The sequence below is a fragment of the Flagellimonas allohymeniacidonis genome (assembly GCF_004296335.1).
In the GTDB taxonomy this organism is placed as follows: domain Bacteria; phylum Bacteroidota; class Bacteroidia; order Flavobacteriales; family Flavobacteriaceae; genus Flagellimonas; species Flagellimonas allohymeniacidonis.
Genome location: NZ_SGIU01000002.1, coordinates 1,467,830 through 1,483,215, shown reverse-complemented (window position 1 = coordinate 1,483,215; position 15,386 = coordinate 1,467,830). Strand labels below are relative to the sequence as shown.

The window sequence follows — 15,386 nt, the reverse complement described above, 5'->3', positions numbered from 1 at the left end:
AGGTCGAGCGAGCGCTCCAATTTATTTTAGTAAATTCAGACGCATTAAAATAACCAAAATGAGTCAATACATCCTTGCCCTAGATCAAGGTACAACCAGCTCAAGAGCTGTTGTGGTAGATAAAAAGGGAAGCATTGTTTCCGTAGCACAAAAAGAATTTACACAAATCTTCCCCAAGCCGGGATGGGTAGAGCACGATGCTACCGAAATTTGGGCCACCCAAGCAGGCATGGCGGCCGAAGCTGTTAGTAAAAAGGGAATAAAGGGAGAGGAAATAGCCGCTATCGGCATCACTAACCAGCGGGAAACCGTAGTGGTGTGGGATAAAAACTCTGGCGAACCTGTCTACAACGCCATTGTTTGGCAAGACAAGCGTACCTCGGCCTACTGTGATAAGCTTAAACAGCAAGGCAAATCTGAAATGGTCAGACAGAAAACAGGGCTTGTGATTGATTCCTACTTTTCGGGGACAAAGGTTAAGTGGATCCTCGATAACGTAGAAGGGGCACGTGAAAAAGCTGAGGCAGGTGATTTGATTTTAGGGACCATTGACACCTGGCTTATTTGGAAAATGACGCAAGGGGCCTTACACGTCACCGATGTTACCAATGCATGTCGATCTTTACTATTTAATATCAATACCATGGAATGGGATGATGAGCTGTTGGAACTTCTTACCATCCCAAAAAGTATGCTTCCAGAAGTGAAGCAATCCAGCGAGGTTTATGGGCATACCGGACCCAATTTTTTTGCAGCCAAAATTCCGATTGCAGGGATTGCAGGTGACCAACAGGCGGCCCTTTTTGGTCAAATGTGCACCCAGGAAGGGATGGTAAAAAACACCTATGGCACAGGTTGTTTTATGCTTATGAACATTGGCGAAAAACCTATCGTCTCCGAAAATAATTTGTTGACCACCGTTGCTTGGAAAATCAATGGAAAAACGCAATACGCTTTGGAGGGCAGTATCTTTATTGCAGGCGCCGTTGTGCAATGGCTTCGTGATAGCTTAAAGATCATCCAAAAGTCTTCGGACGTTGAACCATTGGCCAGTTCGGTCGACAGTTCTGATGGAGTCTACTTCGTTCCAGCTTTTGCAGGATTGGGTGCCCCACATTGGAATCAATATGCACAGGGGACCATATTTGGCCTTACCCGAGGAAGCACCGATGCGCATATCGCACGTGCCGCCTTGGAATCCATTGCATATCAGACCATGGATATTTTGAAGGCGATGGAAGCCGATTCGGGAATTTCCATTCAAGAACTTCGGGTGGATGGAGGCGCTACGGTAAACGACATGCTTATGAAGTTTCAGGCTGATGTATTGAACACGGTTACCATTCGTCCCAAGATTGTGGAAACCACGGTGATGGGCGCAGCATATCTTGCAGGTTTGGCTGTCGGTTTCTGGAAGAGCCCTGAAGAAATTCAAGATATCTGGCAGACCGACGTTCGTTTTAATCCTACCGCCGAAAGAGAAGCTGTAGAGGAAGGAATTAAAGGATGGTATAGAGCTATTGACGCCTTAGAACACTGGACAAAATCCAACTAAACCAAAGAACCTTATGACTCCCTTTGTTTCCGAAATTATTGGCACCTTCTTATTGATTCTCATGGGATGTGGTGTAAATGCCAATGTTGTTTTACAAAAGACCTATGGCAACAGTTCCGGCTGGATTGTAATCACCACGGGATGGGGCTTGGCGGTCTATACGGCAGTCGTCGTGGCGGGTCCTTACAGTGGTGCGCATCTCAACCCTGCCGTCACCATAGGTTTGGCCCTTGCAGGAGAGTTTTCCATTTACGATGTGCCCCAATACCTCATCGCACAAATGTTGGGCGCTATGCTTGGGGCGTTCTTCGTGTGGCTCATGCATAAAAAACACTTTGATGCCACCGAGGATGGTGATAGCAAAAGGGCCGTTTTTTGCACTGCCCCAGCAATACCCAACCGGTTTCTCAACATTTTGGGAGAACTGCTCGGCACTTTTGTTCTCGTGTTTGCGGTACTTTATTTTACCGATGCCACAAATGGGAATGATAACAGCATAATTGGGCTAGGCTCCTTGGGAGCTCTTCCTGTTGCACTTATTGTTTGGGGCATTGGATTAAGTTTGGGAGGAACAACAGGTTATGCCATTAATCCTGCTCGTGATTTAGGGCCTCGAATTGTTCACACGCTGGTACCTTTGAAGAATAAAGGGAGTAATGGTTGGAGTTATTCTTGGGTTCCTATTTTAGGGCCCACTTTAGGTGCTGCCATTGCCGCGTATCTCTCACTTTGGCTGCAATAATTTAGCTCTCCCTTTCTGCAATGGCCTTGGCTGCAAAAAAGGCACCGGTCCATGCGTTCTGAAAATTGTAGCCTCCGGTTATTCCATCTACATTAATGATTTCCCCGGCAAAAAAGAGTCCTGGATGTAGTTTGCTTTCAAAGGTCTTGAAGTTGATCTCAGATAAGTCTACCCCACCCGCGGTAACAAACTCTTCTTTAAAAGTGCTTTTACCATCTACCCGAAAAACACATTGGGTCAGCTCTTTGGATAAATGTTGCAATTGGGCATTCGTTATCTCCGCCCATCTTGATGCCTTATTGATTCCAGCAGCCAAAATCAATTTGCCCCAAAGTCTTTGAGGGATATCCACCACATGTGACCTGGATACGGTTTTCTTCGGTTCGACCTCCTTTACCTTTCGAAGTAATCCTTCAAAGGATTCCGTAGAATATTCGGGCACCCAATTGACCTTAATGCGGAATTGGTATTTATAGGCATTCAACACTCGGGCACCCCAGGCAGATAGCTTTAAAATGGCCGGACCACTAAGTCCCCAATGGGTAATCAAAATTGGACCTTCGGCTTCCAAAACTGTTGCTCGATTTTTGGCGCTTTTCAATTTTACATTGATTTCTGACGCAAATATTTTCTTGGGCAACACTTCAACCTTAGCATTTACGCTTATCCCCTGAATCCCATCAATTCTGTCATCCTTAATATTAAAAGTGAAAAGAGAAGGAACTGGAGGTACAATGGTATGTCCCATTTCCTTCAGGATTTTCCAGATTCTCGAATTACTGCCAGTGCACAACAGCAAGTTTTTCGCGGCGTACTTCTTGTTCACCGTGTTTAGTTCCCAGCTATCACTTTCCCTATTTTTTCTGAAGTTTTGCACAGAACTATTGCAAATCACCTGAATCCCCAAACGGTCGGTCTCAGAAAGAAAACAATCGATAATTGTTTGAGAGGAATTGCTCTTCGGAAATACCCTGCCATCCGATTCAATTTTGAGTGGAACACCCTTTTCCTCAAAAAAGGAGACTACATCGGCTGGGCCATGTCGATGAAAAGGTCCCAAGAGCTCTTTCTCACCCCTCGGGTATCCAGAAACAAGCTCTCTCGCCGAAAACTCGCCCTGGGTCACATTACACCTTCCCCCTCCCGAAATTTTTACTTTCGTAAGTACGGTTTTACCCCGTTCGAGTATTGCGATCGACAGGTGAGGATTATGTTCGGCCATTTGAATGGCCCCATAGAATCCCGCAGCTCCACCCCCTGCAATAATTACATCGAACATTAATTGACCCGTTCTGGAAAATTGGTTATGATTCCATCCACACCGAAAGCTTTCATATTCTCAATGTCCTTAGGTTCGTTTACCGTCCAAGTGTAGACTTTGAAACCCTCTTGCTGAATTTTTGATGTATTTTCGGCCGTAAGCATAGCGTAATTCGGATTGATGGCAACTGCACCCAATTCCTTGGCCATATCAAGAGCGGTGAGAGGATCCTTTTCTGTAAGTACGGCAATGCGAACCTCCGTATTAAACGCTCTCATCTTTTTTAGTTCATCCCACTTAAAGCTGGAAATAATAAAATTTTCTGCACTCCACCCTTTCTGACGGATATAGTAATCCATAATGAAATTGACCCTTTCGGCCGTATTTGCACCTTTCAACTCGATATTGAGGGCCACTTTGTTGTTTATGAGTCCCAACACATCTTGCAACATCGGTATTTTGTGGTTACCATCAAGTGTTAGCTGATTAAGGTCGAAGATGTTGTATTCTTCAATTCGACCACCGCCATTTGCCAAACGCTCCACGCGTTCATCATGAAAAACTACTATTTCACCACTCTGAATTTGAAATACATCAATCTCAATCATGTCCACACCCAAGTCCAATGCCTTTTGTACGGATGCCAGCGTGTTTTCGGTCTCATGGCCCATAGCTCCCCTGTGACCTATAACCAATGGTTTGCTATTGTTCATATTGCATGCAGTAGTAAGGATTAGAATTCCAATAAGGGCTAATTTATTTCTCATTCAATTTGATTTTAGGACTAAAAATACAACTTGCCAGGTAAATAAAAACAAAGAATTTTTCACCTTAAAAAGAATACTTGAAAACACCTTAAATCATTGATTCTTCATTAATAAATATAAATTTTTGTCATATTGTCATAAAATATTTAATATTTTTGAGACATTACTAACCAATATATAACCAACATGTTTTCAAAATCAAATTTGTTGGCAACCCTAATTGCAGGGGTGGTCATGTTTTTTTTGGGTTTTCTGATTTGGGGTATTGCTACCGCAGATTTTTTTGAAGAGCATTCCATAGTGAATGCAATGAAAGCTGAACCCAATTTAGGATTGATTGCATTGGGCAATCTTGTTGGAGCTTTTGTTCTCAGCACACTTTACAGCAAATGGGCCAGAGGACACCATTCCATTGGACAGGGATTTCAATTTGGGGCCTGGATCGGCGTTTTTGTCGGAATATCCATGGGACTAATCTGGTATGCCACCGCTGAATGGATGGATTTGACCGGACATGTGGTCGAAGCCGTAATCGATATTGCCTATTATGGTATTATTGGAGCCGTTATAGCCTTTATTTATCAAAAAACGGCTGCCAAGGAGTGAATTAACTAACCGACCTTAAAACTGGGAGCGAGTCACCGAGGTGATTCGCTCTTTTATTTTAGCTGAAGTACAAGGGACTCCAAAGGCTCCAAATGCAATGTAACAGTTCCTAAGCCATTTTCTACTTTGAGTTCTGTCTGGGTTTTGTTGTAGAGTTGATCTTCCAAGGTGTAAATACCATCCTTCAAATTCCATTTTTCAATGATATCTCCAGGAACTTTTAATTCAATGGAATAATTCCTCGCACCTTCCCAATTGGAAACAATGATCAACTTTTCATTGGCACTCCATCGTACATAGGAAAGCACGCGATGGTCATAATTTTGGGTGTGTTCCTTATTAAAAAAGTGAATTTCTTGATACTCGCCCATGAGGGCCTCGCTGTTTATGGTAAAGTTCAAAAGCCTTTTGTAGAAATCCCTTAGTTCTTTTTCTTCCTCCGAAAGTTGTCCCCCATCGAACTTTTTGTTGTTGACCCAACGTTGATGGTGGGGAACCCCAACGTAATCAAAAATTGAGGTGCGGGTGGGTTTACCAAAACCAGCGTCATCAGCACCTGGTTCTCCCACTTCCTGTCCGAAGTAGATCATAGTGGGTGAGGTACTGATCGTAGCTGAAACCACCATTGCTGGCTTGGCCAGTTGAGGGTTCCCTGCAAAGTCTGGACTAGCTATTCGTTGCTCATCATGATTCTCCAGAAAGTGAAGCATATGGTGCTCAATATCGGCCATCCCTTTTTGTACCACCGGAATGTGATCGGTCCACCCATATCCTTTCATAATATGTTTTATGCTATCATACAGTTCCACTTTATCGTAGAGATAATCCATTTTCCCCTTATGGATATATTCCCGATAAAGACTTGGATTATATACCTCAGCTAGCAGAAAAGCATCCGGATTTTTCATCTTAATGCTTGAATTCATATAACTCCAAAACTCGACCGGCACCATTTCTGCCATATCGAACCGGAAGCCATCAACACCCAAATCAAGCCAGTACAGGGCAATATCCCTGAACTTTACCCAAGAGTCAGGTAATTTTTTGTCCTTCCAAAATGCATGATGGGCTTCGTAATCTTCCTTGGCATAGGCTTCGGGCAGCTCGGCAAAATCCTTTGTGCCATCTGGTCTAACTCCGTAATTCACCTTCACCGTCTCGTACCAATCATTAAAGTTGGGTTTGGCCAATCGAGATCCATTGCCCGTCCATTTGGCTGGATTTTCTTCGAACTTGCCATTGGAAAGCAAAGTGTTCTCCCCTCCGAGGGGTAAATACCCACCTTCCCAATCAGGTACTTCAAAGCGTTCTCCCGGTAAGTAGTAAAAATTATTGTTTACATGATAGACCAAAGTGGTGTCGTCCTCTGCCCCAAAATCAGAAACACCTTTAGGATTGGTGAGCCCCTTATAATCACGAGCAACATGATTGGGCACAATATCGATAAGCACCTTTAATCCTGCTTTATGGCTTCTTTCGATCAAGTCCTTAAACTCTTGTAATCGGTTGTTGGGGTCTATGGCCAAATCTGGATTCACATTATAATAATCCTTAACCGCATAGGGAGACCCTGCCCTACCTTTCACCACATCGGGATCATCATTGGAAATACCGTAAGCCGTATAATCTCCAATAACCGCGTGATGCGGTACTCCGGTGTACCAAATATGGGTGACACCCAAAGCCTTTATTTCCAAAAGGGCTTTATCTGTAAAATCAGCAAATTTCCCGACGCCGTTTTCTTCAAGAGTGCCCCAAGGTTTGTTGTTTGTATTGGTATTGCCAAAAAGTCTGGTAAAAACTTGGTATACTACTGCCTTTCTTTTCACAGTGGATTGCATTTCCTCGGATTTTGCTTTAGGTTGACATGAGATGATTATCCCAATTAGAATAATTGCACTAAGGAAGAGCGGCCGTTTCATGCGGTGACCACTTTACCGGGAACCAAAGTGATGGATTTCCCATCTACTTTTATTCCCAATTCGTTGGACCCTGTTATCTCAAAACTCGATTTTCCTTCCTCTACCGTAATGGTTACTATCTGATTTCTGAAATTGATCTTAAAGGAATAGGACTCCCATTCTTGTGGAATTTGTGGGGAATACTGGAGCTCCCCATCCTTGACCCGTAGGCCGCCAAAACCTTCAACGATGCTCAACCAAGTTCCGGCCATAGAGGTAATATGCAATCCCTCTTCGACTTCCTTATTGTAGTCATCTAGGTCTAGACGTGATGTTCTTAAGTAGAAAGTATAGGCTTGTTCCATTCGACCCAATTTGGCAGCCTGGATACTGTGAACGCAGGGTGAAAGTGACGACTCGTGAACGGTAAAGGGTTCATAAAAATCAAAATGCTTCTCCAATTCTTCCTCTGTGAAATGGTCCTCGAAGAAATAAAACCCCTGTAATACATCAGCCTGTTTTATGTACGGTGAACGCAAAATACGGTCCCAGCTCCATTTTTGATTGATAGGTCTTTCGGATTTGGCAAGGGCATCCACTTTGATAAGCTCTTTGTCCAGAAATCCATCTTGCTGGAGAAAGACTTGATGCTCTTCTGAATATGGAAAGTACATTTGGTCAACAACTTTTTTCCAAGCCTCCGTTTCAGAAGCGGACAAGTTGGTTTTACCCATTATCCTTTTATAATCCTCGGGATATTCGTTGTTGATTTTTTCTATGTTCTCAAGAGCATATTCTATGCACCATTTGGCCATGTAATTACTGTACCAATTGTTGTTGACGTTGTTTTCGTATTCATTGGGACCCGTAACCCCGAGCATAACATATTTTTGTTTGGCTTCGGAAAAGTTTACCCGCTGATTCCAGAATCTGGCAATACCAATTAAAACCTCTAACCCCATCTCGGGAACGTAACTATAATCTCCTGTGAAACGGACATAGTTGTAAATGGCAAATGCAATGGCACCATTTCGATGGATTTCCTCAAAGGTAATCTCCCATTCATTGTGACACTCCTCTCCGTTCATGGTGACCATGGGGTACAAGGCAGCTCCGTTGGTAAACCCAAGTTTCTGAGCATTTTCAATTGCCTTTTGTAGATGATTGTAGCGGTACTCCAATAGACTCCAAGCTACTTCCGGGCCTTTGGTCGCCATATAAAATGGGAGGCAGTATGCCTCCGTATCCCAATAGGTACTTCCTCCATACTTTTCACCTGTGAAACCCTTTGGACCAATATTGAGCCTAGAGTCCCTTCCCAAATAGGTTTGGTTCAATTGAAATATGTTAAATCGGATACCTTGTTGGGCCTTCACATCCCCGGTAATGGTAATGTCGCTCATTTCCCAAATTTTGGCCCAGGCCTCTTTTTGCATTTTTAGAAGCGCATCGAACCCAAGTTCACTTGCTTTGTCCAAAGATGTATTGGCTACTTTGACCAGTTCTGATGGGTCGTGATTTCTTGATACAGTGTATCCGCCATATTTGGTCAAACTTACATGTTCGCCTTTGGCAACATTCTGCTTGAATTGAAGGCTAACCCGTGTATCGGTTTTTTTATCGGGATGGGCATCCAGTTCTTTTCCATTATAACCGGCTTGTGCTTGCATGAAGGTACAAGTCGCAAAATTGGTCTTCATGGTATGGGCTTCGATAAAGGCCCGATTGTTTTTGACTTGTACACCTGTGGTGTTCCAAAATTTATCGTCCCAATTGGTGTCTTCATTGGTGATGCCACTATCCAAGTAAGGCTCAAATGTTATCTCTGCATCTTGGTTCACTGGAGATAGTTCCATTCGAATGGCTCCCACTTCGTCAATGTCCAAACTTAAAAACCGTGTAATTTTAGCTTTGATTTCAACCTCATTGGGTAAAACTGCTGAAAAGCTCCGTTGATACCAACCTTCTTTCATGTTCAGTTCGCGTTTGAAATCGTTGACGGTTTTACAGGTATTTAAATCCAGAGGCATACCATCGACAAACACATTGATTCCAATCCAATTGGGGGCGTTCAACACCTTGGCAAAATATTCGGGGTATCCATTTTTCCACCAGCCCACTCTGGTCTTATCGGGATAATACACTCCAGCGATATAGCTTCCTTGAAAAGTCTCACCAGAATAGTGTTCCTCAAAATTGGCACGCTGCCCCATGGCACCATTTCCTATACTAAAAAGACTTTCCGAAGACTTAACCTGTTCTTTATCGAATCCTTGCTCAATAATTGACCAAGGGTGTGCTTGAATATAATCTTGATTCATGTGTACTGTTTAATGGTAGAAGTAATGGTTGTAGAATTCGTTTAGTTTTCACAAACTTAATTAATTGTGGAATCCCTAACCACTAAAGTAGGTTCTAAAATTTTGGTCTGAAAGGTTTCTTCCTCATTCTCACTTTCAACCTTGTCAATCAGCATCTGGGCCGAAATTTCCCCCATGCGTTCTCCATGCTGCGCAACTACAGTAAGACTCGGATTCGCGTATTTGGAAAGAAGTCCGTTTGTAAAACCAATGAATGAAATTTCCTCTGGAATCTTAAACCCCTGCTCCAAAGCGACCCTCATGCTAAAAACTGCAAATATTTCGTTCACGCACATGACAGCATCTATTTCCTGTGAATTGAAAAACTTGCGTATTTTGTTTTCATCCATGTCCATGGTGGGCAATTTTAGGATTCTAGATTCATCTACCGGCAAATTGCTTTCCAACAATGCTTTTTTATATCCTTCTGTTCTGGCCTTGCTCACACTTAGATAGTCATCGGTGGTGATGAGGGCAATTTTTTTCTTTCCTTGACCAACCAACTTCTTGGTTGCCAAATAGCCCCCTAGTTGATCATCGATGACAACCTTGTCGCATTCCACCTCGTTGGTGATGCGATCAAAAAGGACCACAGGAATACCTTGTTCTGTAACTTCGCGAAGGTGGTTGTAATCTCCTTTGGCCTGGGTCTCGGAGGACAAAGACATTATAAATCCATCAATACTACCATTTGCCAACATTTCCATATTGATAACTTCCTTGTCAAAAGATTCCTCAGAAAGGCATACAATTACGTTATAACCTTTGGCATTGGCATACTTTTCAATGCCTCGGATTACTGTTGTAAAAAAATGATGGACAATATCTGGAATTACAACCCCAATATTTTTGGTTCTTTTGTTTTTTAAGCTAATGGCTATGTTATTGGGTTTGTAGTTGTATAATCGTGCAAAAGCTTGGATTTTTTCCTTAGTGTCGCGACTTATTTCCTCACTATTTTTTAAGGCCTTGGAAACTGTGGAAATGGAGACCTCCAATTCGCGGGCAATATCCTTAAGTGTGATCTTTGATTTTAAGTTTGGCATGCTTGGTATTTCCTTCTAAAAATGATGGAAAATAATCATTCTGAAAATGTATACTTCCGAATATTCTCTTTTTAACACAACTGAGTGTAAAACTTACAAAAAGGCTTTATTTAAGTTAATGACTCCTTAAAATAAAATAGTATATTAGCCTTCATGTTATGATTTTATTGATTTACTTTGAGTATTATTGTAATATGGATAATTAAATCCTTTCGGTTTTATCAAACTAGCACTGTCCCAAACTTATCAACACGAAACCGTTTTCGTAATATACTGAATAATGCTTAAATTTTGATTAACATTTTTTTTATATATGTTTAACACTTGAATTGAAATTAACTAAACTTAAAATTAATTATTTATGAAGATTACGCTACTTAAAAGCTTTATGTTATTGGGGGCATTTTTATGCTTTGGTTTAGCAAAAGCTCAGACAGTATCTGGTACTGTTTCCGATGCAACCGGACCCTTGCCAGGAGCTAGTGTTGTCATCAAGGGAACCACCAATGGTACCCAAACAGATTTTGATGGTAACTACACCCTTAATAATGTAGCCGATGGTTCCGTTTTGGTGTTTAGCTACATTGGTTATGCTACCCAAGAGTTAGCTTACAGTGGGCAAGCATCCATTGACGTAGTGCTTCAGGAAGATGCGCAGGCGCTAGATGAAGTAGTAATTATTGGTTATGGTCAAACGACCGTTAAGGATGCAACAGGTTCTGTTGCCGCCGTAACATCCGAAGATTTTAACGCTGGTGTGATTGCATCCCCAGAACAGTTGATTCAGGGTAAAACTGCCGGTGTGCAGATTACAGAGGCTAGTGGTGCGCCCGGAGACGGGGTCGCCATCAGAATTCGGGGTACGAACTCTATTCGTTCGAACAATAATCCGTTGTTCGTTGTGGATGGGGTGCCATTATCAGGTGCAAATACCTCTCCTGGAAGTGGAGACACCGGACTTGGTACTTCTTCAGGCTCTAACCCTCTTACTTTCCTAAACCCTAGTGATATTGAAAGCATAAGTGTTTTGAAAGATGCTTCTGCTACCGCGATTTACGGGTCCAGGGGTGCTAATGGTGTCGTCATCATTACAACTAAAAGTGGGCGTGGAAGTTCAGGAGGAAGATTTGAGTTCACCTCAAATTTGAGTATTTCGACTCCGGCCGACGAATATGACCTGTTGAACAGAGAGCAATTCCTCGCAGGTGTTGAGCAATTTGGAGGTAGTGCAAGTGACCAAGATTTTGGGAACGATGTAAATTGGCAAGACTTTGTGACGCGTACCGTAGCTTCACAAAATCAAAACCTATCCTACTCTCACAACTATGGAAAAGGTAATGTTCGCGCTACTTTCGGATATGGAAAGCAGTTTGGTGTAGTAGAAAATTCAGACCTTGAAAGAATTACTGGTAGAATCAATGCTACCCACAGATTTTTGGATGACAAACTAACCTTGAATTTTCAAGGGTCCATTTCAAGAGTAAACGAGCAACGAGCTCCTTTAAGTGGTAGTGCAGGTTTCAACGGTGACTTGTTGGGTGCAGCTTATTCTGCCAACCCTACATGGCCTACTAGTCCAGATTTCGCCGCCGTTGGTGGATTGTTAAGCCCTGCAACACTTCTTCAACGTACACGTACGCTGAGTAATGTTGATCGTTTGCTTATCAATGGTTCTGTTGAGTATAAATTTACGCCCGAACTAACCGGTAAGATTAATATAGGTTATGACAAGTCCGAGGGTACTACCTTAAATGTATCATCAAGAGATGCTATCAATGTAGGTAGGAATGTTCAGGGTAATGGTCGTGGTAACTTCAATACTTTGGAATTGGAGAATAGACTTGTGGAAGCTACTTTGAACTATCGTAAAGAATTCGATAATTCCTATTTGGATGCTTTGGTTGGTTATTCCTTCCAAGATTTTGGAAACACAGGAAGAAATGTTGAAGGTTTCGGATTTGGCACATCAGATTTGAATCAGATGGAAACCGACCTTATCAATTCCACCGAAGGCGTACAATCTGAAATTGATGGTGGGTTCCAACAGTTTGGATATGACGCCCGATCTTCTGATCTTGTTGTTAATAGGTTGTTCCCTACGGTTACTACCGATCGTATTTCTACGAGTACTACTCGATCTGTTGAAGCTATTGCCGCAGATACGTTTGATAATACCGACGAATTGCAATCTTTCTTTGCAAGGGTGAACTACACACTTGCAGATAAATATCTCTTTACTGCGACTTTCAGGGCCGACGGTTCTTCTCGTTTTGGTGGTGACAACCAATATGGTTATTTCCCTTCCGGAGCTTTTGCTTGGAAAATTCATGAAGAAGATTTCATGGGAGACACCTTCTCTACCCTTAAACTTCGCGTAGGGGCTGGTATTACCGGTAACCAAGAAGGTTTGACCTTTGCGCAGTTTATTCAGCGTGACCGATTTGGGGCACCTTCGATAAATGATGATGGAGAATTTATTCCACCGGGAACATCACCTGTGACCTTTGCAAACCCCGAGTTGAAATGGGAGGAAACTTTGGATTACAACATTGGTGTTGATTATGGTTTTAATGATGACAGGGTTTCTGGTAGTATTAACTTCTACCGTAAAGAAACTACTGACCTTCTTTTGAACAGGTTGGCTGCCCAGCCTTCTCCACAACCTTTCTTCTTTGAAAATATTGACGCTACCTTGATTAACCAAGGGGTTGAATTTGATATCAATGTAGAGTGGGTTCAAACGGAAGATGTAAGCTTTAGCAGTGCTTTTAACATAGCCTACAACGACAACGAACTCCAAGATTTCGATGGTGTTTTGAATGCGGGTACCATTAGAGGTCAGGGACTTTCCCAAGCATTTGCCCAACGTTTGGCAGGTGATCTCCCTTTATTTTCATACTTCCTAAGGGATTTTGGTGGATTTGATGCAGATGGCCTTCCAATCGGTGATGTTCAGGATTTTGTTGGTGAAGATGCTTTACCAGACATCAATGCCGGTCTTTCCTTGAACTTCCGGTACAAAAATTGGGATGTAGCCACTTATCTCACAGGTCAGTTTGGTTTCTCAGTCTATAACAATACGGCCAACGCCTTTTTCACAGCTGGTTCTATTGGTAATGCACGTAACGTTACTACAGATGTATTGACCAGTGGTGAAAGTGCTGCCGCTGCGGCTCCAGTTTCTACTAGATTCTTGGAAGATGGTGATTTTGTTAGGTTACAAAACGCAACCCTTGGGTACACTGTGCCTCTAAGTGGAGAAGGAGCTTTGAAAAGTTTAAGGTTATCAGTTACCGGACAGAACTTGTTTTTGATCACTGACTATAGTGGTTTAGACCCCGAAATTAGTGTTCAACCTGGTGCTTCAAACGGAAACCCTGCTGGTGACTTATTGAATGGTCTTCCAACTGCGGGTATCGATTATACATCCTTCCCAAGACCAAGAACTGTGACCTTTGGCTTAAATGCTACTTTCTAACAAAAAAATTGAAAACAATGAAAAGAAATCGATTAAAATTAATTGCGCCACTCGCTCTGAGTTTGACGGTGGCAGTTTCCTGTACCAATCTTGAAGTTGATGAATCAGATTCCATTATTCGTCAAGACACAGGAAGTGAATTTACAGGGGTTAGTGACCCGGCCAGTGCGGTAGATGGTTTGTTTGCCGACATGAACAACTGGCATGATGATCAGGATAATTTCTTCGCCCTGCAAGAAGTTTCTACGGATGAACACTTAGTACCGACCAGAGGAACTGACTGGGGTGATAATGGTATTTGGAGGGTGTTGCACAACCATACCTGGGACCCTTCCCACCAATATTTACTCAATGTGTGGAACAACTTTAACCAAAGTGCTTTTAGAGCTTCTGAGGTTATTGATTCAAGAAGTAATGGTACTGCAGAACAGGTTGGTCAGGCTCAATTTGTAAGGGCCTATGCTACTTGGGTGCTTTTAGACTTATTTGGAAATGTCCCTTTCAGGGGTGTTGATGAAGGTCCTGAAATCAACCCATCCGTCTTATCAAGAACAGAAGCGGTTGCTCTGGTAATTGCCGATTTGGAAGCGGCTATCACCGCATTGCCTTCGGCCGTTGCGCCAAGTAGCGATGCCAATAAGGTAGCTTCAAAGGCAGCTGCCCGTTTCCTATTGGCCAGAGTACTTTTGAATCGTCATATTTACAACGGTGGCTCACCTGATACTGCTGATATGAATCGTGTAGTTACTTTGGTTGATGAGATTGCTGCTGAAGGCTACGCCTTGCAAGCAGGTTACTTTGATATCTTTAGAGACACTCCTGACACTGAAACAATCTGGTGGTTGGAAACTTCTGTTGGTAACCGAATTTTCAATGGGCTACACTACAACTCTACCGAGTTAGGTGGTGGCGGTTGGAATGGTTTCAGTACACTCGCTGAATTTTATGACATGTTTGAAGGTGATGCGAATAGCAACAGGGGATCTGCAGGCGGACCTGGTTTAGACGGCCAAGAGGAAAGAAGAGGTTTTGTACCAAGTGCAGGTATTCCATTTACAAGTGCTGAAGGAACCCAAGATGAAAACAGCGATGGATTTGAAGATGGATCCAATGTTGGATTAGGTTTCTTGGTTGGACAGCAGTACAACGGAGATGGTAGTAAAATTACAGATAGACCAGGTAATGACTTGGCATTTACCAGGGATTTCCCTGGATTGGTTGGTAACAATGAAAGAACCGGTATCCGCGTGCAAAAATATGCGGCTCGCTATGGTGCTTTCAACAACCACCAAATCATTTTCCGGTACGCTGATGCCCACCTAATGAAGGCAGAAGCTATCTTGCGTGGTGCAGGTGGAGGTGATGCTACAGCCTTGGTAAATGAGTTGCGCACAATTCGTGGAGCTACTCCTATCGGAGCTGTTTCTGAAGCTGACCTTCTTGAAGAAAGAGGCCGTGAGCTTTATGTAGAGTTCGTAAGAAGGCCTGATATGATTCGTTTTGGACAGTTTACCAGAGACTGGGAGTTTAAAGACGCATCATCTGTAGGTGACCAGAAATTCGAGCTGTATCCAATTCCTGCTACAGCACTACTTTCAAACCCGAATTTGCAGCAGAATCCTGGTTACTAATACTACTAGGTTTTATATAGAAAATAAAAACCCGCCAAT

At 42.7% G+C, this 15,386-nt stretch carries 10 protein-coding genes; 5 read left to right on the top strand and 5 right to left on the bottom strand.

What is annotated here, in order from left to right:
• Window positions 1-58: 58 nt before the first annotated feature.
• Together glpK and EW142_RS15175 are read left to right on the top strand one after the other, a co-directional pair.
• Window positions 59-1,555, top strand: a complete 1,497-nt coding sequence (gene glpK, locus EW142_RS15180; RefSeq protein WP_130615301.1) for a glycerol kinase GlpK — start codon at window positions 59-61, stop codon at window positions 1,553-1,555.
• Window positions 1,556-1,568: 13 nt separating this feature from the next.
• Window positions 1,569-2,297 carry an MIP/aquaporin family protein gene (locus EW142_RS15175; RefSeq protein WP_130615299.1) on the top strand — a complete coding sequence of 243 codons (729 nt, stop codon included), beginning with the start codon at window positions 1,569-1,571 and terminating at the stop codon, window positions 2,295-2,297.
• A 1-nt stretch (window position 2,298) separates the two neighbouring features.
• On the opposite strand, the gene EW142_RS15170 is transcribed toward EW142_RS15175, so the two are convergent.
• Both EW142_RS15170 and EW142_RS15165 read right to left on the bottom strand, forming a co-directional pair.
• Window positions 2,299-3,576 (bottom strand): BaiN/RdsA family NAD(P)/FAD-dependent oxidoreductase, encoded by a 1,278-nt coding sequence (locus tag EW142_RS15170; RefSeq protein ID WP_130615297.1) that lies wholly within the window; start codon window positions 3,574-3,576, stop codon window positions 2,299-2,301.
• Window positions 3,576-4,325, bottom strand: coding sequence for a glycerophosphodiester phosphodiesterase (locus EW142_RS15165; protein WP_165395290.1), 750 nt, complete (start codon window positions 4,323-4,325; stop codon window positions 3,576-3,578). The genes EW142_RS15170 and EW142_RS15165 overlap by 1 nt, the downstream gene beginning before the upstream one ends.
• 207 nt (window positions 4,326-4,532) lie before the next feature.
• On the opposite strand from EW142_RS15165, the gene EW142_RS15160 reads away from it, so the two are divergent.
• Window positions 4,533-4,931 carry a hypothetical protein gene (locus tag EW142_RS15160; protein WP_240740230.1) on the top strand — a complete coding sequence of 133 codons (399 nt, stop codon included), beginning with the start codon at window positions 4,533-4,535 and terminating at the stop codon, window positions 4,929-4,931.
• Between the two features lie 53 nt (window positions 4,932-4,984).
• Here EW142_RS15160 and EW142_RS15155 read toward each other — a convergent pair whose 3' ends face one another.
• The 3 genes from EW142_RS15155 to EW142_RS15145 form a co-directional block, all read right to left on the bottom strand.
• Entirely contained in the window at window positions 4,985-6,772 is a 1,788-nt protein-coding gene (locus EW142_RS15155; RefSeq protein WP_240740229.1) for an alpha-amylase family glycosyl hydrolase, read from the bottom strand.
• Window positions 6,773-6,849: 77 nt separating this feature from the next.
• A complete protein-coding gene (locus EW142_RS15150) occupies window positions 6,850-9,153 on the bottom strand; it encodes a glycoside hydrolase family 65 protein (RefSeq protein ID WP_130615291.1) in 2,304 nt (767 codons plus the stop codon).
• 56 nt (window positions 9,154-9,209) lie between these two features.
• A complete protein-coding gene (locus EW142_RS15145; protein ID WP_130615290.1) occupies window positions 9,210-10,238 on the bottom strand; it encodes a LacI family DNA-binding transcriptional regulator in 1,029 nt (342 codons plus the stop codon).
• Window positions 10,239-10,599: 361 nt separating this feature from the next.
• On the opposite strand from EW142_RS15145, the gene EW142_RS15140 reads away from it, so the two are divergent.
• Together EW142_RS15140 and EW142_RS15135 are read left to right on the top strand one after the other, a co-directional pair.
• Window positions 10,600-13,716, top strand: a complete 3,117-nt coding sequence (locus tag EW142_RS15140; RefSeq protein ID WP_130615288.1) for a SusC/RagA family TonB-linked outer membrane protein — start codon at window positions 10,600-10,602, stop codon at window positions 13,714-13,716.
• 17 nt (window positions 13,717-13,733) lie between these two features.
• Entirely contained in the window at window positions 13,734-15,347 is a 1,614-nt protein-coding gene (locus EW142_RS15135; protein WP_130615286.1) for a RagB/SusD family nutrient uptake outer membrane protein, read from the top strand.
• Window positions 15,348-15,386 lie beyond the last annotated feature (39 nt).